The following is a 21,922-nucleotide window of genomic DNA, read 5'->3' as shown; positions in this document are numbered from 1 at the left end:
CGGCAAGCGCGGGGCTAAAGCCGAAAACCTCAGAAGCGCCCGAGATTTGGGCAAAAACCTCAGGCTTTTTAGGGTCTTCCCGCGCCCGCTCCATTGACTTTGGCGGATTCCGCCCTATGTTCCGGGGCGACGCGGCTCAGATCGAAGACCGATTCCCGAGCCTGGCGCTTTGTTCGCGTGAGTCAGCACCCCCAGCTTCTTTGAGAGCGCGCCGTTTCGGGGTGGAACGCGACAGCCTTATTACCCTCGATTCCGAACGGCGGTTTCGACCAGAGGCTCAATGTCCTTTTCAAATCTCGGACTGTCCGAAAAAGTCCTCGCCGCAGTGGCGGCCACCGGTTACACCAATCCCACCCCCATTCAGGAACAGGCGATCCCCCACGTCCTCGCACGCAAGGACGTGCTCGGCATCGCCCAGACCGGCACCGGCAAGACCGCGGCCTTCGTGCTGCCGATGCTCACCATCCTCGAAAAAGGGCGCGCCCGGGCACGCATGCCGCGCACGCTGATCCTTGAGCCGACCCGTGAGCTCGCGGCCCAGGTCAAGGAGAACTTCGACCGCTACGGTGCCGGCCAGAAGCTCAACGTCGCCCTCCTGATCGGCGGCGTCTCCTTCGGCGACCAGGACGCCAAGCTGATGCGCGGCGTCGACGTGCTGATCGCAACGCCCGGCCGCCTACTCGACCACACCGAGCGCGGCGGCCTCCTGCTCACCGGCGTCGAGCTGCTCGTCATCGACGAAGCCGACCGCATGCTCGACATGGGCTTCATTCCCGACATCGAGCGCATCTGCAAGCTGGTCCCGTTCACCCGGCAGACCCTGTTCTTCACCGCGACCATGCCGCCGGAAATCCGGCGCATCACCGAAGCCTTCCTGCACAATCCCCAGAAGGTCGAGGTCTCCAAGCCCGCCACCACCGCCGTCACCGTGACGCAGGCCCAGGTGCCTGCCGGCCGCGAGGCGCACGAGAAGCGCGAGTTGCTGCGCCGCCTGCTGCGCGAAGCCAAGGACCTCAAGAACGCGATCATCTTCTGCAATCGCAAGCGCGAGGTCGCGATCGTTCACAAGTCGCTGCAGAAGCACGGCTTCAGCGTCGGCGCACTGCACGGCGACATGGACCAGCCGGCCCGCATGGCCGCGCTCGACCAGTTCCGCAAGGGCGAGCTGCCGCTGCTTGTCGCCTCCGACGTTGCCGCCCGCGGCCTCGACATCCCCGAGGTCAGCCACGTCTTCAATTTCGACGTCCCCCATCCCCCCGACGACTACGTCCACCGCATCGGCCGTACCGGCCGTGCTGGCCGCACCGGCACTGCGATCTCGATCGTGACACCGCTCGACCAGAAGTCGATGGCGGCCATCGAGAAGCTGATCGGCCAGAGCATTCCGCGCGCCGAGGGCGATTACGACGTCCACACCGAAGCCGGCGATGGGGCCGAGCAGCCGCGCGGCCGCGAACGTTCACGCGGCGGACGCGGCAAGCCGCAGCGCGGCCGCGATCGTGAGCGCAGCCATGAGCCGCGGGAGGCCCGTGGCGAGGCAAGACATTCTTCTGAGACGAGACATTCCTCAGAGACCCGGCACGCCTCGGACGCACGACAGTCCTCCGAAGCGCGGCATCGGTCCGACGACAAGCGCAGGGCGGAGCCGCGGCGCGACGCGCGCCCGCAGGCCAATCATGCGCATGTGCCGTCGATCGGCCGTCCCGAGCCGCGCCGCCAACGCGAGGTCGACACCGAGCCGGGCGATCACTCGCATCTGCCGGCGTTTCTGCTGCGGCCGGTTCGCTCCCCCGCCGGCGCCTGAAGCGCGCGAAGCGCTCCAGGCTTCGGTTGAGGAAATAGGAAATACACGTTTTCAGATTTTTCGTGAACGTATATTTACGGGGCGTTCACGATCGTCCGTTAGCCTACGAACATAATTTAAGCATTGCTGCGGTCGTGGGCGCGTCGACCGCTGTGGGGTATGTTCTGTGGTCAAGGTGCTCGACGAACACGAACGCACGATGGCGTTCGCCGAGGTAGCGCTCGGTCAGATCCGATCGCTGCGGCAGACGGCAATTCCCCGCAATTACGAGATCTGGTACGTCTACGCCACCGGCTACAACGCGCCGCTCAACAAGATCATCAACGAGACGCTGGCACGAAGCGGCAAGCTGACCGAGGCCGATCTCGAGCAGATCTACGAGACCTATCTTTCCCATATCAAGACCACCGACCGCATCGACAAGGTCGGCGCGCGCGTCATCGGCGAGATCGACGACGTGATGAAGGTCTTGAGCGATGCACTGGGCATGACCAGCTCCTACGATGCCAGCCTGTCGGGCGCGACCGAGAAGCTGTCGTCGGCCAAGAGCCGTGACCAGATCAAGGCGATCGTCGAAACGCTGCTGCGTTCGACCAGCGAGATGCGCGAGGCCAACAAGCTGCTGGAAGACCGCCTGACGCTGTCGAAGAACGAGATCAGCAATCTCCAGCAGAGCCTGGAGGCGATCCGCGCCGAGAGCCTGACCGATCCGCTCACCGGCCTCGGAAATCGCAAATATTTCGACCGCATGATCGGCATGGCCGTGCAGAGCGCGCTGGCCTCGAGCGAGCCGCTGTGTCTGCTGCTGTTCGACATCGATCACTTCAAGTCGTTCAACGATTCCTACGGCCATCTCACTGGTGACCAGGTGCTGCGGCTCGTCGGCCTTTCGCTAAAGCAGACCATCAAGGGTCAGGACATCACCGCGCGCTATGGCGGCGAGGAATTCGCGGTCGTGCTGCCCAACACGGCGCTGCGCCAGGCCCTCACGGTGGCCGATCACATCCGCCGCGCCGTGATGGCAAAGGAATTGAAGAAGAAGTCGACCGGCGAGATCCTCGGCCGCGTCACCATTTCCGTCGGGGTCTCCATGCTCAAGGAAGGCGACGATACCGACGCGCTGATCGAGCGTGCCGATGCCTGCCTCTACGCCGCCAAGCGCAACGGCCGCAACCGCGTGATCTGCGAAGCGGATCCGGAATACGCGGTCGAGACCCACGGCCGGGTGGCCTGAGCACCACCTCTTTCTGCAAATCAGTTTCGAACTGAAACCTCGTAACCGAGGACGCTAGCGTCCCCGGTTCGTACTTCTCAGCGAGGTCAGGTCTGGTTGATGAATTCCGCGATCAGACGATTCACGGTCTCGGGCGCATCCTCGAGACAGTAGTGGCCGGCTCCAGTGAGACGATGGACGCTCGCACCGGGGAAGACCGCTTCGAAGAGCGGCAAAAAGTGCGCCGCGTGAAGCGTGCGGTCCGCCTCGCCCCAGATCGCCAGCGCTGGCCTGCCGCGGATGATGCGATCTGCTGCGGCACCAGGCGTCGCGAACTGGTGTGCGCCGATCGCAAAGCCCTTCGCCCAGCCGATCGCCCCGAGGCATTCGGCCGGATTGGCAAACGGCGCGCCATAGGCCTCAAGCCAATCGTCGCTGATGATCGCGTTGTTCTCGAAACCATTCAGCTTCAGCGTGCTCAAGATGTTGAAGCCGAGTTGCCCAAGCACCACTTCGAGAGTGCCGTCTGCTTCGGCTTGCGCAATCCACCGAAACCACGGTGAAACAGCGGCATTTGCAGTCACGCGCTCCAGCAGATCGACTTGACCGAATGGTGTCGGGCCGTTGGTCGAGACGAGCCGCCGGATACGGTCCGGGTGCCGCGCCGCGAATCCCATGCCGACCGGGCCGCCGAAATCATGCATCACGAGCGTGATGTCGGTCAGGTCCAGCGCGAGGACGAACTTCTCCAGATTGTCGATATGGTCCTGCAGCCAATAACTGCGCGTGGCCGGCGTCTCGCTCTTTCCAAATCCCATGTGGTCCGGGACGATGACGCGATGCGTCGCGCTCAACACCGGAATCAGGTGACGGAACAGGTAGCCCCAGGTCGGCTCGCCATGAAGGCAGAGGACGACCTCGCCATGGCGAGGCCCCTCATCGACGAAGTGCATCCGGAACGCAGGGGCGTCCGTGAAATGCGGCGCAAAGGCAAAGGTGCTCACCGAACGTGGCATCGGGCTGGATCATGGGCTCCTCGAAGATGCATGGTTTCAATTTGAAACCATTCTTGCATATCCCTTGAGGTTTTACTTTGCAACCACTATAGGGGGCTTGAGCAGCACGGGGTCGGGAGAGCGGTCAGGATGGGCAGGAGGATTAGTCACAAGGATTCGCTGTGCGGCGTCGCGCGCCCTCTGGACGCGATCGGCGACTGGTGGTCGCTTCTGATCGTGCGCGACGCCTTCGATGGCTTGCGCCGGTTCGGGGAGTTTCAGAAAAGTCTCGGCCTCTCCAAGAACATCCTGTCGGCCCGGCTGCGCAATCTCGTGGCACACGGCATCATGGACATTGTGCCTGCGGCAGAGGACGGCCCATATCAGGAATATGAGCTGACCGAGAAGGGACGCGGGCTGTTTCTGGTTCTTGCAGCGCTCAGACAGTGGGGCGAAGATTTTTGCTTCGCGCCTGAAGAGGCCCACGTGCTGCTGGTCGACAAAAAATCCGCGCTTCCCGTACGCAGGCTCGAGCTACGGGCTCGAGATGGACGCATTCTCGGTCCCGCCGACACGATTGTGCGGCCCGCGCCAAACATGGCCAGCGTCGCGCTGGCGCGCCCACAAATTCGGCCGGCTACGAAGCGCCGTGGTCTCAAGTTACGTACCAAGAAGTAGCGACCGTAACCGCGTGATCTGCGGGCCTCGATGCGGAATTCAGGACGCGCAACGGGCGGGCGCGAGGCGCCGAAAACCACCGCGCTTGACATTCCAACTTGCCAACCGACATTTTCCTCGCCGCCGTGGCGCCTGACCGCGAGCATCGAGGACGTATCGCCTTGCCCAATCCTCACGATTTCCATACGCCGCAACCGTCCTACAGCAGGGACGAGCTGCTGAGATCGAGCGAAGGCGGCTATTTCGGCCCCGGCAACGCGCAATTGCCGGCACCGCCGATGCTGATGATGGATCGCATCGCGGAAATCAGCATGGACGGCGGCGCGTTCGGCAAGGGCCATATCGTCGGCGAGCTCGACATCGCGCCGGACCATTGGTTCTTCAATTGCCATTATCGCGGGGATGCGCTGATGCCGCCCACGCTGGGGCTCGATGCCATGTGGCAGATGATCGGCTATTGGCTGGGCTGGTCGGGCTCGCCGGGCAAGGGCCGCGCCATCGGCGTCGGCGAGGTGGAGTGCACCGGCGAGATCACACCGAACACACAACGCGTGCGCTACGAGGTCGCGATGCGGATGGTCCGCCGCGGCAAGCTGGTGCTCGGCATCGCCGACGGGCGCGTGCTGGCGGACGGCATCTGCGTGTTCACGGCAAAGGACATGAGGGTCGGCCTGACCAAGGCCGGGGATTGAGCTCTCATAGAGTGGGCAAAGGCAACGCGCCGTTCCCACGATCTCGGCACGATCATCTTGAGCCGTGGGCACGCTTCGCTTTGCTCACCCTACGCACCGTTTTCTTGGCGACCTTCTTCGCCACACCCTTCTTCGGCACGACCTTCTTCCTCGCCGCCTTCTTCCCCTTCGGTCGCTTCTTCACCTTGGCACGCCGGGCGGCGGCGAGGGCCGCCCTCGCCCATTGCGCGAACTCCTCGGAATCGTCGAACAGGCGTGCCGGCAACTCCCAATAGGAGTTCACCACCACCGTCTTGGCGCGGGTCGAATATTGAAACGGCTTTGAGCCTTCTGTCTCGAAAGCCGGGATGGTCGCCTCGTCCGCCCGGAAGAACAGGCCTGCCCGCAGCGACAGCGCGAAATTGACGCCGTCGGCGGAGATGCCGTAGCCCGAGAACATCTTGCGGATGGTGACGGGTCCGAAATCGGCGAACAGGTCGGTCAGGAATTCGCGGTCCATGCTTGTTCGTCACGCTATCCCTCTGGCAGCTAGAGGGGCCATCCCATCGGCAACGTTAACAATGTAGCAGGTTCTGGACAGTACGACTTCTACCAGAGGTTTATTTTCAACAGGTTCGATAACCGAAAGCCGCGGAACATTTCGGAGGACGACCCATGGCTAGCAGTCTTGCCGACCTTGCCCGGTTTGCTGGCGCGCAATTCCGAAGCGCATTTGAACATATGGACACGCACGGCTGGGGCAATACCGCGCTTGGAACCACCGTGACCGGCTGGTGGAATTCCCGATATCACCTACACGTGCTGGAGACCGACGATCTCGCCTACGTCGAGACCATGGCCATGGAGTGGCTCTGCACAGAACACAAGAAGGCAAGATTCGTCGGAGTCGTGATGAACGGCAAGATCACGATAAAGGGCAAGACACACAATTCATTAATCTTGAGATCGCGAGCCTCCGATCAGTCGCTCAGGATGATGGCGTACAATCCATACTACGGGGCCTCCGACAAGGAAGAGCCGTGGGTGACGCCGTTCATAGATTTTCCAGCAGACTATGTCGTTCCACCCGAGACACGGAAGGCACTGGAGGAGATCATGATTACGTCGTCATTCGGAAGATCGCCGCATATGGCTCGCAGCGTGGTCGAGCCACGACGGGCTTAGTCAGCGATCGTGGCCGGCCGCAGCTCGACCGACTCGCCGCAGCCGCAGGCGGAAATCTGATTGGGATTGTTGAAGACGAACTGGGCCTGCATCTTGTCGGCCTTGTAGTCCATCTCGGTGCCGAGCAGGAACAGCACGGCCTTGGGGTCGACCAGGATCTTGACGCCCTTGTCCTCGACGACCTCGTCGGTCGGCCGGATCTCGTGGGCGTATTCGACCGTGTAGGACTGGCCGGCGCAGCCGCCGTTTTTCACGCCGACGCGCAGGCCGACGATTTCGGAATCGGCGCGCTGGGTCAGCTCGGTGATGCGCTGGGCAGCCGCATCCGTCAGCCGCATCACCTGCGGGCGCGGACGCCGCGGCTTCGGAGTGGATGCTGGGGTCGAACCTGACGAAATCTGGGTCATCTTATCTATCTGGTCCGTTGCGGAGCGAATTCAATGCCAGTGTTGCGCGTCACCACATGTTGAGGACGAGGCGCGCCTCGTCGCTCATGCGCTCGGGCGACCACGGCGGCTCCCAAACTACCTTGACGTCGACCACGCCGACGCCGGGAACGCTGGCAACCGCGTTCTCGACCATGGTCGGCAGCTCGCCGGCGGCCGGGCAGTTCGGTGTCGTCAGCGTCATCTGGACGTCGACCGAACGGTCGTCCTTGATCTCGACCTTGTAGATCAGCCCGAGCTCGTAAATGTCGGCCGGGATTTCCGGATCGAACACGGTCTTGAGCCCGGCGATGATCTCGCGGGTCAGCCGCTCGGTCTCCTCCGGCGGCAGCGCCGAATGGGTCTCCATCGGATTGGCTTTGATTTCGGCCGTGTCACTCATGCGAACAAATCCCGCGCCTTCAAAAGCGCCTGTGCCAGATGATCGACTTCTTCCCGCGTATTATACATGCCGAACGAGGCCCGGCAGGTGGCTGTGACGTTGAACCGCTCTAAAAGCGGCATCACGCAATGGGTGCCGGCGCGCACCGCGATGCCCTGGCGGTCGATCACGGTCGCGACATCGTGCGCGTGAGCACCCCTAAGCTCGAAGGAGATCACCGGGCCCTTGCCCCGTGCCGTGCCGATCAGCCGCAGCGAGTTGATCTCGCGCAGGCGCTCCTGGGCGTAGGCGGTGAGGTCGGCCTCGTGGGCCGCGATGCGCTCCTTGCCGATCGAGTTGACGTAGTCGATGGCCGCGCCAAGGCCGACCGCCTCGACGATCGCCGGCGTGCCCGCCTCGAATTTGTGCGGGGGATCGCCATAGGTGACGACGTCGCGCGTGACCTCGCGGATCATCTCGCCGCCGCCGTTGAACGGGCGCATCGCGACGAGGTGGTCGTACTTGGCCCAGAGCACGCCGATGCCGGTCGGACCGTACACCTTGTGGCCGGTGAAGACGTAGAAGTCGCAGCCGATGTCTTGGACGTCGATCGGCAGATGCACCGCGCCCTGGCTGCCGTCGACCAGCACGGGAATGCCGCGGGCATGGGCGATCTTCACCACGTCCTTGACGGGCACGATGGTGCCAAGCGCGTTCGACATCTGCGTGATCGCGACCAGCTTGGTCTTTGACGTCAGCAGCTTCTCGAACTCGTCGATGAGGAAATTGCCCTCGTCGTCGACCGGCGCCCATTTGATCACCGCACCCTGGCGTTCTCTCAGGAAATGCCAGGGCACGATGTTGGAGTGGTGCTCCATGATCGAGATGACGATCTCGTCGCCTTCCTTGATGTTCGGGCCACCCCACGAGGACGCGACGAGGTTGATTGCTTCCGTCGCGTTGCGGGTGAAGATCACTTCTTCCGTACGCGGCGCGTTGATGAACTGCGCCACCCTGGTGCGGCTGCCCTCATAGGCCTCCGTCGCCGCATTGGCGAGGTAATGCAGGCCTCGATGCACGTTGGCGTATTCGGACGTATAGGCCTGCGTCATGCGGTCGAGCACCGCGCTCGGCTTCTGCGCCGAGGCGGCATTGTCGAGATAGACCAGCTTCTTGCCGTAGACCTGCAGGCTAAGCGCCGGAAAATCCTGGCGCACGCGCGCAACGTCATAGGCTCCGTTCTTGACCGCGGGATGCGTGCTCATTGGCGACGCTCCAGCCAGCGCTCGGCGACGCCGATCACGTGCTCGCGCAAGCCGTCATCGGCGATCTGCTCGATCGCTTCGCCGACGAAGGCCTGGATCAGCAGCGCCTGCGCCTGCTTCTCCGGCAGGCCGCGGGCCTTCAGGTAGAACAGCAGGCTGTCGTCGAGCGCGCCGGCGGTGGCGCCGTGGCCACAGGAGACGTCGTCGGCGAAGATTTCCAGCTCCGGCTTGTTGTCGGCTTCGGCTTCGTCCGACAGCAGCAGCGCACGGGTCATCATCTTGCCGTCGGTCTTCTGTGCGTCAGGACGGACGATGATCCGGCCCTGGAACACCGAGTGGCCGCGCTCGTCGATCACCGCGCGGAAGGTCTCGCGGCTGACGCAGTTCGGCACGGCATGGTCGACTACCAGCGTGGTGTCGCCATGCTCGGTCTTCTTCAACAGGTTGACACCGTTGGCCGAGAGCTCACTGCCCTCGCCCGCCAGCATGATGAAGCCCTGAAGACGGCTCACCGCGGCGCCGGTGGTCATGTTGAAGAAATTGAACTTCACATTGGCGCCGATGGTGACGAACTGCGAGGTGACGTTCACTGCGTCAGGCGCGTCGTCCATCAGGCGGATATGCGCGACGTCGGAATTGTCGCCGACCGAGACGATGACGGCGTCGTTGACCTGATAGGCCTTGGCGTCCGCCGCCACAAAAGTCTCGACGATGGTGACGCGAGCGCCCTTCCCGACCACGACCTGCGAGCGGGTGAACGCCGAGGTCGACGCGGCAGTCGCGATGTGGATGATCTGGATCGGCGCGGACAGCTGCGCGCCATCCGCGATCGACAACACGACGCCGTCGGTCGCCATTGCCGCATTCAGCGCGATCACCGCATCGGTGGCTGCGGTCTTCAGGAGGCTGGCGTCCTTCTCCAGTGCCTCACGCGATGTCTTGAAGCCCGCTTCAGTGCCAAGCGCCTTCACATCGGACAGATCGGCCGCGAACACGCCATCGACCAGCACCAGCTTGCGGGCGCCGTCGATCGCATGGACCTTGACCGCGTCCGCAGCGCGCTTAAGCGCGGCGGCATCGGGCGCTGCTGCCAACGGCAGCACCTCGCCGACCAGCGCACGCAGGTCGGTGTATTTCCATTCCTCGATCCGGCGGTGCGGCAGGCCGAGACGCTCATAGGTCTCGAATGCCTCGCGGCGCACGGCGGTGACCCCAGGCGAACCCGGCAGCCGGCCTTCGACGCTGGCGAAGAGATCGCTCACCGCGCGGCCCTTTCCGGTCTTTGCCACAGCAACGTTCATCGCAAACAATCCTTACGCGGCATCCTCGAACTGGGCGTAGCCGGACGCTTCCAGCTCCAGGGCCAGCTCCTTGCCGCCGCTCTTCACGACGCGGCCCTTCGACATCACATGCACGACGTCGGGCACGATGTAGTTCAGCAGCCGCTGATAGTGGGTGATGACGACCATCGAGCGCCCCGGCGAGCGCAGCGCGTTGACGCCGTCGGCCGCGATGCGCAGCGCGTCGATGTCGAGGCCCGAATCCATCTCGTCGAGGATGCACAGGCTCGGCTCGAACAGCGCCATCTGCAGCACCTCGTTGCGCTTCTTCTCGCCGCCGGAGAAGCCGACATTGACGCCGCGCTTGAGCATGTCCTGCGGGATGTTCAGCGACTTCGAGACCTCGCGGACCTTCTTCAGGAAGTCCGGGGTCGAATATTCGCTCTCGCCGCGCGCCTTGCGCTGCGCGTTGAGCGCGGTGCGCAGGAACGTCATGGTGGCGACGCCGGGAATCTCGACCGGGTACTGGAACGCCAGGAACACGCCTTTGGCGGCGCGCTCATCCGGCTCCATCTCCAGCAGGTCCTCGCCCTTGAACAGAATCTGGCCGTCGGTGACCTCATAGCCGGGCTTGCCGGCAATGACATGCGAGAGCGTCGACTTGCCGGAGCCGTTCGGCCCCATGATGGCGTGGACCTCGCCCTCGTTCACGGTCAGCGTCAGCCCGTGGAGGATCTCACGCTCCTCGACACGAACCTTGAGGTCTTTCACTTCAAGCAAAGCCATAATGTTTTTCCATCTATCCCCTCATCCCAGGGAGCGCCGAAGGCGCGTCTCGAAGGATCGAGGCCACCAATCTTTCCGGTATCCATCCTTCGAGACGGCCGCTTTCGCGACCTCCTCAGGATGAGGTCCGAGCTAGCCGACCGACCCTTCGAGCGAGATCGAGATCAGCTTCTGCGCTTCCACCGCGAACTCCATCGGCAGCTGCTGCAGCACGTCCTTGACGAAGCCGTTGACGACGAGGCCGACCGCCTCCTCCTGACTGAGCCCGCGCTGGATGCAGTAGAACAGCACGTCCTCGGAGATCTTCGAGGTCGTCGCCTCGTGCTCGAACGTCGCCGAGGAGTTCTTGGCCTCGATGTACGGCACGGTGTGCGCACCGCATTTGTCGCCGATCAGCAGCGAGTCGCAGGCGGTGAAGTTGCGTGCGCCGGTGGCTTTCCGGTGCGCGGTGACGAGGCCGCGATAGGTGTTCTGCGACCTGCCGGCGGCGATGCCCTTGGAGATGATGCGGCTCGACGTGTTCTTGCCGAGATGGATCATCTTGGTGCCGCTATCGACCTGCTGAAAGCCGTTCGAGATCGCGATCGAGTAGAACTCGCCGCGGGAATTGTCGCCGCGCAGGATGCAGCTCGGATATTTCCAGGTGATGGCCGAGCCCGTCTCCACCTGGGTCCAGGAGATCTTGGAGTTGGCGCCGCGGCAGTCGCCACGCTTGGTGACGAAGTTGTAGATGCCGCCCTTGCCTTCCGAATTGCCGGGATACCAGTTCTGCACCGTCGAATATTTGATCTCGGCATCGTCGAGCGCGACCAGTTCGACCACGGCCGCGTGCAGCTGGTTCTCGTCGCGCTGCGGCGCGGTGCAGCCTTCGAGATAGGAGACGTAGGCGCCCTTGTCGGCGATGATCAGCGTGCGCTCGAATGGCCGGTGTTGCGCTCGTTGATGCGGAAATAGGTCGACAGCTCCATCGGGCAGCGCACGCCCGGCGGCACGTAGACGAACGAGCCGTCGGAGAACACCGCCGAATTCAGCGTCGCATAGAAATTGTCCGAGGTCGGGACCACCGAGCCCAGATATTTCTGCACCAATTCAGGGTGCTCGCGGATCGCCTCGGAGATCGGCATGAAGATCACGCCGGCCTTCTTCAGTTCGCCTTGAACGTGGTTGCAACCGAGACCGAGTCGAACACCGCATCGACCGCGATCTTGCGGCGGGCGGGATCTTCCTCGCCCACCTTCGGCTCGACGCCTTCGAGCATGGCGACTTCCCGCAAGGGAATGCCGAGCTTCTCGTAGGTCTTCAGGATCTCGGGATCGATCTCGTCGAGCGAGGAGACCGTTTCTTCGGCTTCGGCGCCGCGTAGTAATAGAGATCCTGGAAGTCGATCTTGGGATAGTCGACGCGCGCCCAGGTCGGCTCCTGCATGGTCAGCCAGCGCCGATAGGCCTCAAGCCGCCACTGCAGCATCCAGGCGGGTTCGTTCTTCTTCTGCGAGATGAATTTTACGATCTCTTCCGACAGCCCCTTGGGGGCCTTCTCGGTGTCGATCAGGGTCTCAAACCCATAACGATACTGGTCGACGTCGATGCGCTTCACGCGCTCGACCGTCTCTTGTACGGCTGGCATTCCATCCTCCGCTCGCGGTTTCAAGGACCGCGGTGGATCAAACTCGGACGAGTATTACGATATTTCTCTGCGGAAAGCACGGGCTTAGAACCGTTCAAGCCGTGTTTCGTCGCTCAACCCTTAAGTAGGGTATTACCAAGCTTTCGCCAAGCCTCTAACGCCCTGTTGATGTCCTCCAGTTCCGAGGACCAGCCAAGACTGAGGCGCACCGCTCCCTGGGCCACCGCCGGGTCAAATCCCATGGCCGAGAGAACGTGAGACGGCTGGACCTTGCCCGACGAGCAGGCCGAACCGGAGGAGACCGCGATGCCTTCGAGGTCGAAACCGATCACGGCCGTTTCGGCCTTGAGACCCGGCGCCGTGAACAGCACGGTAGTTGGCAACCGCTCAACATCTTCAGAGAAGATCGTCGCGCCCGCGACTCCCCGGATACCATTTTCCAAGTGACTTCTGAGAGTTGCCATGCGCTCCGCATCCTCCGGGAGAGCCTGAAGCGCGGCTTTCGCCGCCGCGCCAAGGCCGGCGATGCCTGCGACGTTCTCGGTTCCGGCGCGACGGTTGAGCTCCTGCCCGCCGCCCCGCAGCACCGGCTCGAGGCCGGCGATCCCCTCCGTCACGACCAATGCGCCGATGCCCTTGGGGCCGCCGATCTTGTGCGCAGAAAAGCTCGCAACGTCGGCGCCTATAGCCTTGATGTCGAACGGGATTTTGCCCAACGCCTGGATCGCATCGATGTGCAGGAGGCCGCCGGCCTCATGGACGAACCTCGCCGCCTCGGCGACGGGCTGGAGCGCTCCTGTCTCATTGTTGGCGGCCATGATGGAAACCAGCGCCGGCGGGCCGTCCCTGAGCTGCGCCTTCAGGTGCTCAAGATCGACCACACCGGAACGCGTGACCCGGATCAAACCGATCGCGGCGCCTGGGACCCGGCCGCCTGCCAGCACCGAGGCGTGCTCGACCGCGGAGACCAGCAGCCGCTCGACAGGTCCGCCGGACGGGCCCCGCAGCCCCGGCGACAGCGCCAGCGCATTGGCCTCGGTTCCGGCGGAGGTGAAAACAACGTTCCGCGGCAGAGCACCGACGGCCGTCGCAAGCACGGCGCGGGCGTCCTCGACCAGCCGTCGCGCCTCCCGCCCCTCGGCATGGACCGACGATGGATTGCCGACCAGGTCGAAGGCCGCAACCATCGCCGCCCGCGCCTCAGGGCGCAGCGGCGTGGTTGCATTCCAGTCGAGATAGACACGGTTCGGCATCTCGCCCTCTTAGCACCTTTTGTCGTCCGACCAACCGCACGGCGGGGCCTCGTCAGGCCGGCTGATGCTGCTCCATCCTTGCGAGCCGTCGCGGCACCGCCCGCAATCCGAACAGCGGCCGCAGCCAGGAAATGCGTTGAACGACTTCATAGGTCGCCACACATGTGAGCGCGGTCCCCATGATGACAAAGCAGGCCTCGATCCCGGCCGGCAGGCCGCTGTCGTGCAATCGATGCGCGATCACGATGATCGCGGTCTGATGCACGATGTAGTACGGGAAGATCGCCTCGGTCAGATAGCACCGCGCGGGGCTGTCGGCTGTGAGATAGCGTCGCGCAAAGCCCAGCACGGCAGCGATCGCGAGCCATTGGTAGCAGCCATAGGCCGAGGCCGCGGCCCACTTCAGCGCAGGCGACGGCGCGAACAGGCCGGCGCGAACCAGGATGAAGGCCGAGAAGCAGGCGGCTGCCGCCAGCAGGGCCATCCAGCGCTGGCGCTCGACTTCGCACCAGATCCCCTCCTGCCTGGCCAGCAGGAAACCGATCAGGAAAGCCGTCGCATGGTCCGCATGGTTGTACCAGTCGCCAAACAGCGCATGCGTCGACGGAAAAGCCGGAAACAGCACGAGGCGCCAGGCCGCAAACAGCAGGCAGGGCACGATCAGGAGCCGGGGGCCGGCAAGCACGCCAGCCAGCTTCCGGCCAAGCCAGTCAGCCCCGGCCGGCCACAGCGCGAGCACGCCGATCAAGGAAATCGTGTAGACCCAGAGATAGACCACGAACCAGAGATGGTTCCAGGTCGGCAACACGATGCACGGGTTCGGGCAGAACTGCGCACCGAAGGCAAAGTAGTGCCTGGCGTAGAAATCGAAGAAGCCGGCGGGATAGCCGAGGCTTTCGACGATCTGGAGATAGGATTGCGGCGGCACGATCACGAGCATGCCTGAGATCAGCGGGATCAAGAGCCGTGCCGACCGCGCGCCGGCGAGCGAGGCCAGGCTGGACTTGCCAAGCATGAAGCGGGTGGCAACCCCGGACACCAGGAACAGCAGCGACAGGCGCCAGGGGTTGAGGAATAGCATCACCGGTTCCAGCCAGGTCAGCCGGTGCGCGCTCTTGATGTGGAATCCCCAGGACACGTAGAGCATGCCGACGTGGTAGAAGATCAAGAGCCCAAAGGCTAAAATCCGCACCCAGTCCAGATCGATACGTCTGTCCGAGCTTTGGAATTGCTGTGGTGTTGTCATGGTTTTCTGCTCCTTGACGGGACGACAAACGCGGTTTTGGGGCCATGGCTGACACCGAAAATGCTCCGCCTGCGGCGCGCGTCGAGCCGGTTTGGGATCAGGCACGGGCGCGAGGGGATGAGCCGCCGGCGGCTGGGACGAGTCGCGCGTCTTTTGGGATCAGCGGCGGCGACCGGATGATGTTCGCCGCGATTGCGGCCGTCGCGCTCGCGATCGGGATCGTCAATGCATTTTCGGGCGCGCAGGACGCGGCCTGGCGCGGCGACAGTTACGACATCGGCCGGCGGCTGTTTTGGGAGATGTCGAGCATCGCCGTCATCGTGCTGTTGCTGCCGATCCTGGTCTTGGCGGTCCGCCGCATGCGCCGGACACCTGGCCTCGCCGCTCAGGCGGCGATCGGGACAATCGCCCTGCTCGGCTTCTCCACCCTTCACATCACCGGCATGGTCTGGGTGCGGAAGCTCGCGCTCTGGCTCGCGGGCGGGGCCTACGATTTCCGGTTCTCGCTCGCGACGGTCCTGTACGAATTCCGGAAAGACGCCGTGGCCGTTGTCCTGATCGCCGCCACGATCTGGCTGCTCGAAAGCCGGCGTGAGCTGAAGAGCACGGCAGTCGCATCGTCGACGCCGCCCGCGCCGCCGCAACCGTCGTCACCCGATCTGATCTGGCTGCGCGACGGCACGAGCCGCATTCGCGTGGTGCCGCGCGAAATCCTCTGGGTCGCGTCTGCCGGCAACTACATCGAATACAGCCTCGCCGACGGCACCCGGCCCCTGATCCGGGGTACGCTGGCAGCGGCGGAAAGCGAGCTGGCGCGCTTTTCCATCGTTCGCGTCCACCGGACCAAGCTTGCCAATCTCGACCGGGTGCGCGGCGTCGACCTCAAACCTTCCGGAGATTTCGAACTCGCCTTCGACAACGGCCAGACGCTCGGCGGCAGCCGGCGTTACCGGCCGGCGGTCGCCTCGCTCGGAAGCCGAACCGCCCCAGCGGGAATCGCTACCGTCGATCAACCGGTGCCCCATAAACAATCGTGATTCCAATCGGTTGAGCACTGCCCTCCGGCAGAGCGGCCGGCTCTTGCCGTGCTCCGGCCGATTTCAGGCAGGTCCCGGTGCTGGGACGCAAGCCAGAGATGACACTGCGATGACCGGCTAAGTTCTTGAGCTGATTGAGAGATGTCGAAGAAGCTTGCTTTTTGACCCTGGCCTCGTGTTAGAAGCGCGCGTCAGTTCACCTGCGCGCCACTCGCGCATCATCCGAGGGCGCGCCTCTCCACCCTTCATCCGTGCTCTTGTCGGCGGCAACGCGGGCAGAGCCAGAATCGGACGATTGCGCAGGGATCACCTCAAGGGACTTAAGTCAGAGATCATCGATGCCTGAAGTTATTTTCACTGGCCCCGCCGGCCGACTCGAAGGCCGCTATCACCCGGCCAAGCAGAAGAACGCGCCGATCGCGATGATCCTGCATCCTCATCCGCAGTTCCACGGCACGATGAACCATCAGATCGTGTACCAGTGCTACTACGCCTTCGCTCATCGCGGCTTCTCGGTGCTGCGCTTCAATTTCCGCGGCGTCGGGCGCAGCCAGGGCTCGTTCGACCATGGCACCGGCGAATTGTCGGATGCTGCCGCCGCACTCGACTGGGCGCAGACAATCAATCCCGAAGCGCGCGCCTGCTGGGTCGCCGGCTTCTCCTTCGGTGCCTGGATCGGCATGCAGCTCTTGATGCGCCGCCCCGAGGTCGAGGGCTTCATCTCGATCGCGCCGCCCGCCAATCTCTACGACTTCTCGTTCCTCGCGCCCTGCCCGTCGTCGGGCCTGATCGTTCACGGCGAGAAGGACGCGGTGGTGCCGCCCAAGGACGTCAACACGCTGGTCGAGAAGCTGAAGACGCAGAAGGGCATCGTGATCGACCAGCAGATCATCCCCGGCGCCAACCACTTCTTCGATGCCAAGCTCGAGCCGCTGATGGAAACCATCACGGCCTATCTCGACATGCGTCTCGCCAACGTGCGCTAGGACCCTGTAGCCCGGCGCTCAAGCCAGCTTGAGCGCGACGATCCCCAGCAAGACGAGCGCGATGCCGGCAAGCTTCATCGCGCTCAGCGCCTCCCCGAACAGCACGACGCCCATGATGAAGGTGCCGGCAGCGCCAATGCCGGTCCAGACCGAATAGGCAACACCGACCTCGAGCACCTTCAAGGCGCGTCCGAGCAGCACAACGAAGGCGGCGAGCAGCACCAGTGAGGCGATGCTCCAGCCGACGCGCGTGTAGCCTTCAGCATACTTCATCGCGATCGCCCAGCCGACATCGAGCAGGCCGGCGATCACCAGCATCAGCCAGGCGACGGACGACGACATCGGCGTGCGCTCAGGCCGCGAGCTTGAGCAGGTGCGCGTCGTGACGAACGAGGAAAGCGCGCAGCAATTGCGGATAATCTTCGCCGACGGCGGTGCGGACACTCGGACGCTTCGCCAGCTCGGCGCGCCACGCTCGGACCTTCGGCACATCCGTGAAGATGCCGTGCTCCGTCAGTTCGTCGAACAGATCGAAGTAACGGAAGACAGGCGCGAACACCGCATCGACCAGGCTGAACGCCTCGCCGGCGAAGTACGGGCCCGCGCCAAGCGCTGCCTCGACGCGCGCGAATTTCGCCGCGAGTGCCTGGCGCTTGCTCTCGAAGGTCGCCGGATCCGTCGTGGTCTCCAGACCCCAGAGATCGCCGAGGATCGCTGAGCCGAACTCCATCCAGGCACGGTGCTCAGCCCGCTTCAAGGCATCCGCCGGATGCAGCTTCGCGCCACCTTGGGTTTCCTCGATGTACTCGCAGATCACATTGCTCTCGAACAGCGCGACCTCTCCCTGCTCCGTCGTCACCACCAGCACCGGCACCTTGCCGAGCGGCGACAATTTCAGAAACCAGTCGGGCTTGCTGGCGAGATCGATGTCGATCCGCTCGAACGGAACGCCCTTCTCCTTCAACGCGATCACCGCGCGCTGGACGTAAGGGCAAAGCTTGTGGCTGATCAGTTTCAGTGACGCGGTCATGGCGCGGATCCCGGCAGGTTGATGCAACTGCATCCATATAGATGCATTTGCATATACCCGTCAAGTTCAATGCATCTGCATTAACCGGCCGATCTCAGGCCGCCGCCTCAAGGTCTGGCGATCACCCCGCCCGTCATCGGCATCGGCACGCCCGTGGTGGCAGGGTAGGACAGCGGCAGCCCCTTCAGCCCGCGCGCTGCGAGGAAGCCGAAGGCCTGGGCCTCGATGGCGTCGGAGGCCCAGCCGAGCGTCTCGGCCGCCTCGACGGTGGCCGAGCCCACCCGCTCCCGCAGCATCCGCAGCATGGTGAGGTTGCGGGCGCCGCCGCCGCAGACGATCCAGCTGCGCGGCCGCCGCGGCAGCAGCGGAATGACGCGGGCGATCGCTGCCGCGGTGAAGGCGGTCAGGGTCGCCGCGCCATCGGCCGGCGCGACGTCGCCGAGCCTGAGGCCAGCGAAGTCGTTGCGGTCGAGCGATTTCGGCGGCGACAACGCGAAGAACGGCAGCTCCAGCGCGCGGGCGATCCAGGCTTCGTCTGCCTTGCCAAGCGCCGCGAACTTGCCTTCGGCATCGAAGGCCTGGTTCATGGTGCGGTACATGAAATCGTCGAGCAGCGCGTTGCCAGGGCCGGTATCGCAGGCGATCAGCGTGTCGTTGCCGTCGATATAGGTGATGTTGGAGACGCCGCCGATATTGACCACGACGATCGGGCCCTCGCGCTCCAGCGACTGCGCCAGCGCCCGATGGTAGACCGGTACGAGGGGCGCGCCCTGCCCGCCCGCCTCGACATCGGCGGCGCGGAAATCGTACATCACGGGAATATGGATCGCCCTGGCCAGCGCCGGCGCGTCGCCGATCTGCCCCGTCAGCCGCCGTTCCGGCCGGTGCAGCACGGTCTGACCGTGGAAGCCCACGATGTCGATCTCCTCGGGCTTCATGCGGTTCTGGGCGACGAAGGCGGCAACCGCCTCGGCGTGGGCCAGCGTCACCACGCGCTCAGCTTCGGCCAGAATGCCCGGCCGGGCGTCACGTCGCTGCAGGTGCACGGCCTCGTTCAGCGCCTGGCGCAGCAGATTGCGCTCCGCCGGGGTATAGGCCCGGTAGCTCGACGGTCCGAATGCCTTCACCTGCTTTCCATCGGTTTCGATCAGCGCGACGTCCACCCCGTCCAGCGAGGTGCCGCTCATCAAACCGAGTGCCGTCAACATCATGGATCAGCATCCTCATGACCCGTTCCGGCATGCCGATCTTGTGCCAGAGGGACACATCTTATAATGCCACAGCGCCAAGCGGCGGGCAGCAGTCGGGTTCCCACGAAATACCCTTAAATTGCTCCCGAAACAGTAAACCAAGAATTGTTGGGCATGCCGACAGATGACTGCATTTAAATCGGATTTTCTCAATATCCTGCAGGAACGCGGTTTCATCCACCAGTGCTCCGATTTCGAGGGGCTGGACGCGCTCGCCGCCAAGGGCGAAGCGACCGCCTATGTCGGCTACGATTGCACCGCCCGCTCGCTGCATATCGGCAACTATCTGACCATGATGATGCTGCACTGGCTGCAGCAGTCCGGCAACAAGCCGATCACGCTGATGGGCGGCGGCACCACCATGGTCGGCGATCCCTCCGGCAAGGACGAGACGCGCGCGATGCGCACCGTCGCCGAGATCGAGGAAAATAAGGCCTCGATCCGCGGCGTGTTCGCCAAGGTGCTCCGCTACGGCGAGGGCAAGAGCGACGCCGTCATGCTCGACAATGCTGAGTGGCTGACCAAGCTGAACTGGATCGAGATGCTGCGCGACGTCGGGCGCCACTTCTCGGTCAACCGCATGCTGACCATGGACTCCGTGCGCCTGCGCCTCGAGCGCGAGCAGGAGATGAGCTTCATCGAGTTCAACTACATGGTCTGCCAGGCCTACGACTTCGTCGAGCTCGCCAAGCGCACCGGCTGCAGATTGCAGATGGGCGGCTCGGACCAGTGGGGCAACATCATCATGGGCGTCGATCTCGGCCGCCGCATGGGCACCCATCAGCTGTTCGCGCTGACGACGCCGCTCCTGACCACGGCCTCGGGCGCCAAGATGGGCAAGACCGCGCAAGGCGCGGTGTGGCTCAATGCCGATCAGTTCAGCCCGTACGATTTCTGGCAGTATTGGCGCAACACCGAGGATGCTGACGTCGGCAAATTCCTGAAGCTGTTCACGACGCTGCCGATGGCCGAGATCAAGAAGCTCGAGGCGCTCGGCGGCTCGGAGATCAACGAGGCCAAGAAGGTGCTCGCTACCGAAGCGACCGCGCTGCTGCATGGCCGCGACGCCGCGAACGAAGCCGCCGAAACCGCACGCCGCACCTTCGAGGAGGGCGCGCTCGCCGAGAGCCTGCCGACGGTGGAAATTCCGCGCGGCGAACTCGACGCCGGCCTCGGCGTGCTCAGTGCCTTCGTCAAGGCGGGCCTGGTCGCCTCCAACGGCGAGGCGCGGCGGCAGATCAAGGGCGGCGGCCTGCGTATCAACGACGAGCCCGTCACCGACGAGAAGATGGCGCTCTCGGCGGCCAATCTCACACCCGAAGGCGTGATCAAGCTGTCCTTCGGCAAGAAGAAGCACATCCTGCTCAAGCCTGCATAGGCGTATGAGCTTTTCGCTGCTTGTCAGGTTACGCCGAAGCGCGCTCCCTGACCGGCAATGGATCAGAACACGCCCAAGGAAGCGCCCAGGGGAACGACCACGGAACCACAGCGCCCGCAGCGAGGCGCTGTGCGCACCGCGCTGGTCGTGCTCGCGCTGTGCTTCACGCTGGCGGTTCTAGGCCGCGGCCTCAGCGAGAGCTTCACCGTCTTCCTCAAGCCGATCTCCGAAAGTTTCGGCTGGGACCGCGCACAGGTCGTCTCGATCTATTCACTGACCTGGCTGATCAGCGGGCTGACCGCACCGCTGGTCGGACGGCTGTTCGACCATTCCGGACCGCGCATTGTCTACGCGCTCGGACTGTTCCTGCTCGGCTCCGCCTTCCTAATCGCGAGCCAGGCGCAAGCGCTCTGGCAATTCCAGCTCTCGATCGGGCTCTGCGTCGGCATCGGCGTTGCATTCATCGGCAACGTGCCGAACTCGATCCTGCTCGGCCGCTGGTTCGGCCCCAAGCTGCCGACCGCGATGGCGGTGGTCTATTCGGCGATGGGCGGCGGCGTGCTGGCGCTGCTGCCGGCCTCGCAGCTCTTGATCGACCAGTTCGGCTGGCGTGAGACGTATCAGCTGTTCGGCCTCGCCGCGCTCGCGTTGCTGGTGCCGCTGCTGCTCCTGCCCTGGCGGATGTTTTCGGCCGGCTCGCCGCATGTGAGCAAGAGAAGCGATCCTGACTTCGTCGACAATGGCTGGACGCTTGCGAGCGCGATGCGTCATCACGCGCTCTGGGCGCTGTTCTCGACCTTCTTCTTCACCGCGGTCGGCATGTATTCCATCGCGGCGCAGATCGTGGCCTATCTGATCGACGCCGGTTTTCCGCCGCTGCAGGCTGCCACAGCCTGGGGCTTTTCGGGCGTCGTGCTGGTGTTCGGCATGTTGGGAGTGTCCGCGCTCGACGGCATGATCGGGCGGCGACCATCGGTGCTGCTCAGCTACGCGATCTCGATTCTCGGCATCGTCCTGCTCTGGCTGCTTCAGTATTATCCGAACGTCATCCTGCTCACCGGCTTCGTCATCTGCTTCGGCAGCATGATGGGCTCGCGCGGCCCGCTGATCACGGCCACCGCGATGAAGATCTTTCGCGGCAAGCGCGTCGGCACGATCTTCGGCACCATCTCGATCGGCAGCGGCCTCGGCTCGGCCTTCGGCTCATGGAGCGGCGGCCTCATCCACGATGTCACGCACGGCTACAATCTCCTGCTCGCTTTCGCACTTGCGAGTGTGATCCTCGGAATGATTCCATTCCTCATCGTCCCCGCCTTGCGAGAGTAAGTCTCCTCGACGTAACCTGCATCCCTCTATGTCACCGGGAAATTACGGACGAGATGCGCGCATCGTACGCAAAAAATCTGGCGCAACCGGCGTGAGCGGACGCGTT

The 21,922-nt window shown here is 63.9% G+C and carries 21 protein-coding genes and 1 pseudogene; 9 read left to right on the top strand and 13 right to left on the bottom strand.

From position 1 onward, the window contains the following. The first annotated feature begins 280 nt into the window (after positions 1–280). Together X268_RS13955 and X268_RS13950 are read left to right on the top strand one after the other, a co-directional pair. Positions 281–1,804 carry a DEAD/DEAH box helicase gene (locus X268_RS13955; protein ID WP_128925490.1) on the top strand — a complete coding sequence of 508 codons (1,524 nt, stop codon included), beginning with the start codon at positions 281–283 and terminating at the stop codon, positions 1,802–1,804. 166 nt (positions 1,805–1,970) lie between these two features. After that, positions 1,971–3,038, top strand: a complete 1,068-nt coding sequence (locus X268_RS13950) for a GGDEF domain-containing protein (protein WP_128925489.1) — start codon at positions 1,971–1,973, stop codon at positions 3,036–3,038. An 86-nt stretch (positions 3,039–3,124) separates the two neighbouring features. On the opposite strand, the gene X268_RS13945 is transcribed toward X268_RS13950, so the two are convergent. After that, positions 3,125–4,033: an alpha/beta fold hydrolase gene (locus X268_RS13945; RefSeq protein WP_208764437.1), complete on the bottom strand. Its 909-nt coding sequence runs from the start codon at positions 4,031–4,033 to the stop codon at positions 3,125–3,127. 129 nt (positions 4,034–4,162) lie between these two features. Between X268_RS13945 and X268_RS13940 the strand changes: the two genes are divergently transcribed. Then, positions 4,163–4,690, top strand: a complete 528-nt coding sequence (locus X268_RS13940) for a winged helix-turn-helix transcriptional regulator (protein ID WP_128925488.1) — start codon at positions 4,163–4,165, stop codon at positions 4,688–4,690. A 161-nt stretch (positions 4,691–4,851) separates the two neighbouring features. Then, complete coding sequence (fabA, locus tag X268_RS13935; protein WP_128929254.1) at positions 4,852–5,382, top strand: bifunctional 3-hydroxydecanoyl-ACP dehydratase/trans-2-decenoyl-ACP isomerase; 531 nt, start codon at positions 4,852–4,854, stop codon at positions 5,380–5,382. Between the two features lie 52 nt (positions 5,383–5,434). Here the strand turns inward: fabA and X268_RS13930 are convergent, their stop codons facing one another. Next, positions 5,435–5,881: a TfoX/Sxy family protein gene (locus X268_RS13930; protein ID WP_128925487.1), complete on the bottom strand. Its 447-nt coding sequence runs from the start codon at positions 5,879–5,881 to the stop codon at positions 5,435–5,437. Positions 5,882–6,036: 155 nt separating this feature from the next. Here X268_RS13930 and X268_RS13925 point away from each other — a divergent pair, with 155 nt between their 5' ends. After that, positions 6,037–6,546: a hypothetical protein gene (locus tag X268_RS13925; protein WP_128925486.1), complete on the top strand. Its 510-nt coding sequence runs from the start codon at positions 6,037–6,039 to the stop codon at positions 6,544–6,546. On the opposite strand, the gene X268_RS13920 is transcribed toward X268_RS13925, so the two are convergent. From X268_RS13920 to X268_RS13885, 8 genes and pseudogenes are all read right to left on the bottom strand, one after another. Further along, positions 6,543–6,953, bottom strand: a complete 411-nt coding sequence (locus X268_RS13920) for a HesB/IscA family protein (protein WP_128925485.1) — start codon at positions 6,951–6,953, stop codon at positions 6,543–6,545. The two genes, X268_RS13925 and X268_RS13920, sit on opposite strands and share 4 nt — an antisense overlap. Positions 6,954–7,002: 49 nt before the next feature. Continuing rightward, positions 7,003–7,374 carry an SUF system Fe-S cluster assembly protein gene (locus X268_RS13915; RefSeq protein WP_018641712.1) on the bottom strand — a complete coding sequence of 124 codons (372 nt, stop codon included), beginning with the start codon at positions 7,372–7,374 and terminating at the stop codon, positions 7,003–7,005. Further along, positions 7,371–8,618, bottom strand: a complete 1,248-nt coding sequence (locus X268_RS13910; RefSeq protein ID WP_128925484.1) for a cysteine desulfurase — start codon at positions 8,616–8,618, stop codon at positions 7,371–7,373. The genes X268_RS13915 and X268_RS13910 overlap by 4 nt, the downstream gene beginning before the upstream one ends. Further along, positions 8,615–9,919 carry a Fe-S cluster assembly protein SufD gene (gene sufD, locus X268_RS13905; RefSeq protein WP_128925483.1) on the bottom strand — a complete coding sequence of 435 codons (1,305 nt, stop codon included), beginning with the start codon at positions 9,917–9,919 and terminating at the stop codon, positions 8,615–8,617. The genes X268_RS13910 and sufD overlap by 4 nt, the downstream gene beginning before the upstream one ends. A gap of 12 nt (positions 9,920–9,931) precedes the next feature. Next, complete coding sequence (gene sufC, locus X268_RS13900; protein ID WP_128925482.1) at positions 9,932–10,684, bottom strand: Fe-S cluster assembly ATPase SufC; 753 nt, start codon at positions 10,682–10,684, stop codon at positions 9,932–9,934. A 132-nt stretch (positions 10,685–10,816) separates the two neighbouring features. Then, positions 10,817–12,310, bottom strand: a pseudogene (sufB, locus tag X268_RS13895) (Fe-S cluster assembly protein SufB). A 113-nt stretch (positions 12,311–12,423) separates the two neighbouring features. Further along, complete coding sequence (locus tag X268_RS13890; protein ID WP_128925481.1) at positions 12,424–13,563, bottom strand: cysteine desulfurase family protein; 1,140 nt, start codon at positions 13,561–13,563, stop codon at positions 12,424–12,426. A 52-nt stretch (positions 13,564–13,615) separates the two neighbouring features. After that, positions 13,616–14,809, bottom strand: coding sequence for an acyltransferase family protein (locus X268_RS13885; RefSeq protein ID WP_128925480.1), 1,194 nt, complete (start codon positions 14,807–14,809; stop codon positions 13,616–13,618). 44 nt (positions 14,810–14,853) lie between these two features. Here X268_RS13885 and X268_RS13880 point away from each other — a divergent pair, with 44 nt between their 5' ends. Both X268_RS13880 and X268_RS13875 read left to right on the top strand, forming a co-directional pair. After that, positions 14,854–15,846, top strand: a complete 993-nt coding sequence (locus X268_RS13880; protein ID WP_128925479.1) for a LytTR family DNA-binding domain-containing protein — start codon at positions 14,854–14,856, stop codon at positions 15,844–15,846. 338 nt (positions 15,847–16,184) lie between these two features. Next, positions 16,185–16,832, top strand: a complete 648-nt coding sequence (locus X268_RS13875; RefSeq protein WP_024337874.1) for an alpha/beta hydrolase — start codon at positions 16,185–16,187, stop codon at positions 16,830–16,832. An 18-nt stretch (positions 16,833–16,850) separates the two neighbouring features. Here X268_RS13875 and X268_RS13870 read toward each other — a convergent pair whose 3' ends face one another. From X268_RS13870 to X268_RS13860, 3 genes are all read right to left on the bottom strand, one after another. After that, positions 16,851–17,174, bottom strand: a complete 324-nt coding sequence (locus X268_RS13870) for a DMT family transporter (RefSeq protein WP_128925478.1) — start codon at positions 17,172–17,174, stop codon at positions 16,851–16,853. A 10-nt stretch (positions 17,175–17,184) separates the two neighbouring features. Then, positions 17,185–17,862 carry a glutathione S-transferase family protein gene (locus X268_RS13865; protein WP_128925477.1) on the bottom strand — a complete coding sequence of 226 codons (678 nt, stop codon included), beginning with the start codon at positions 17,860–17,862 and terminating at the stop codon, positions 17,185–17,187. Between the two features lie 107 nt (positions 17,863–17,969). Beyond that, positions 17,970–19,073: an anhydro-N-acetylmuramic acid kinase gene (locus X268_RS13860; RefSeq protein WP_128925476.1), complete on the bottom strand. Its 1,104-nt coding sequence runs from the start codon at positions 19,071–19,073 to the stop codon at positions 17,970–17,972. A 163-nt stretch (positions 19,074–19,236) separates the two neighbouring features. Between X268_RS13860 and tyrS the strand changes: the two genes are divergently transcribed. Together tyrS and X268_RS13850 are read left to right on the top strand one after the other, a co-directional pair. Beyond that, complete coding sequence (gene tyrS, locus X268_RS13855) at positions 19,237–20,490, top strand: tyrosine--tRNA ligase (protein WP_128925475.1); 1,254 nt, start codon at positions 19,237–19,239, stop codon at positions 20,488–20,490. A 57-nt stretch (positions 20,491–20,547) separates the two neighbouring features. Continuing rightward, positions 20,548–21,816, top strand: coding sequence for an MFS transporter (locus X268_RS13850; RefSeq protein ID WP_128925474.1), 1,269 nt, complete (start codon positions 20,548–20,550; stop codon positions 21,814–21,816). Positions 21,817–21,922 lie beyond the last annotated feature (106 nt).

The organism is Bradyrhizobium guangxiense (genome assembly GCF_004114915.1).
In the GTDB taxonomy this organism is placed as follows: domain Bacteria; phylum Pseudomonadota; class Alphaproteobacteria; order Rhizobiales; family Xanthobacteraceae; genus Bradyrhizobium; species Bradyrhizobium guangxiense.
This window is presented reverse-complemented; position numbering and strand designations above follow the sequence as displayed.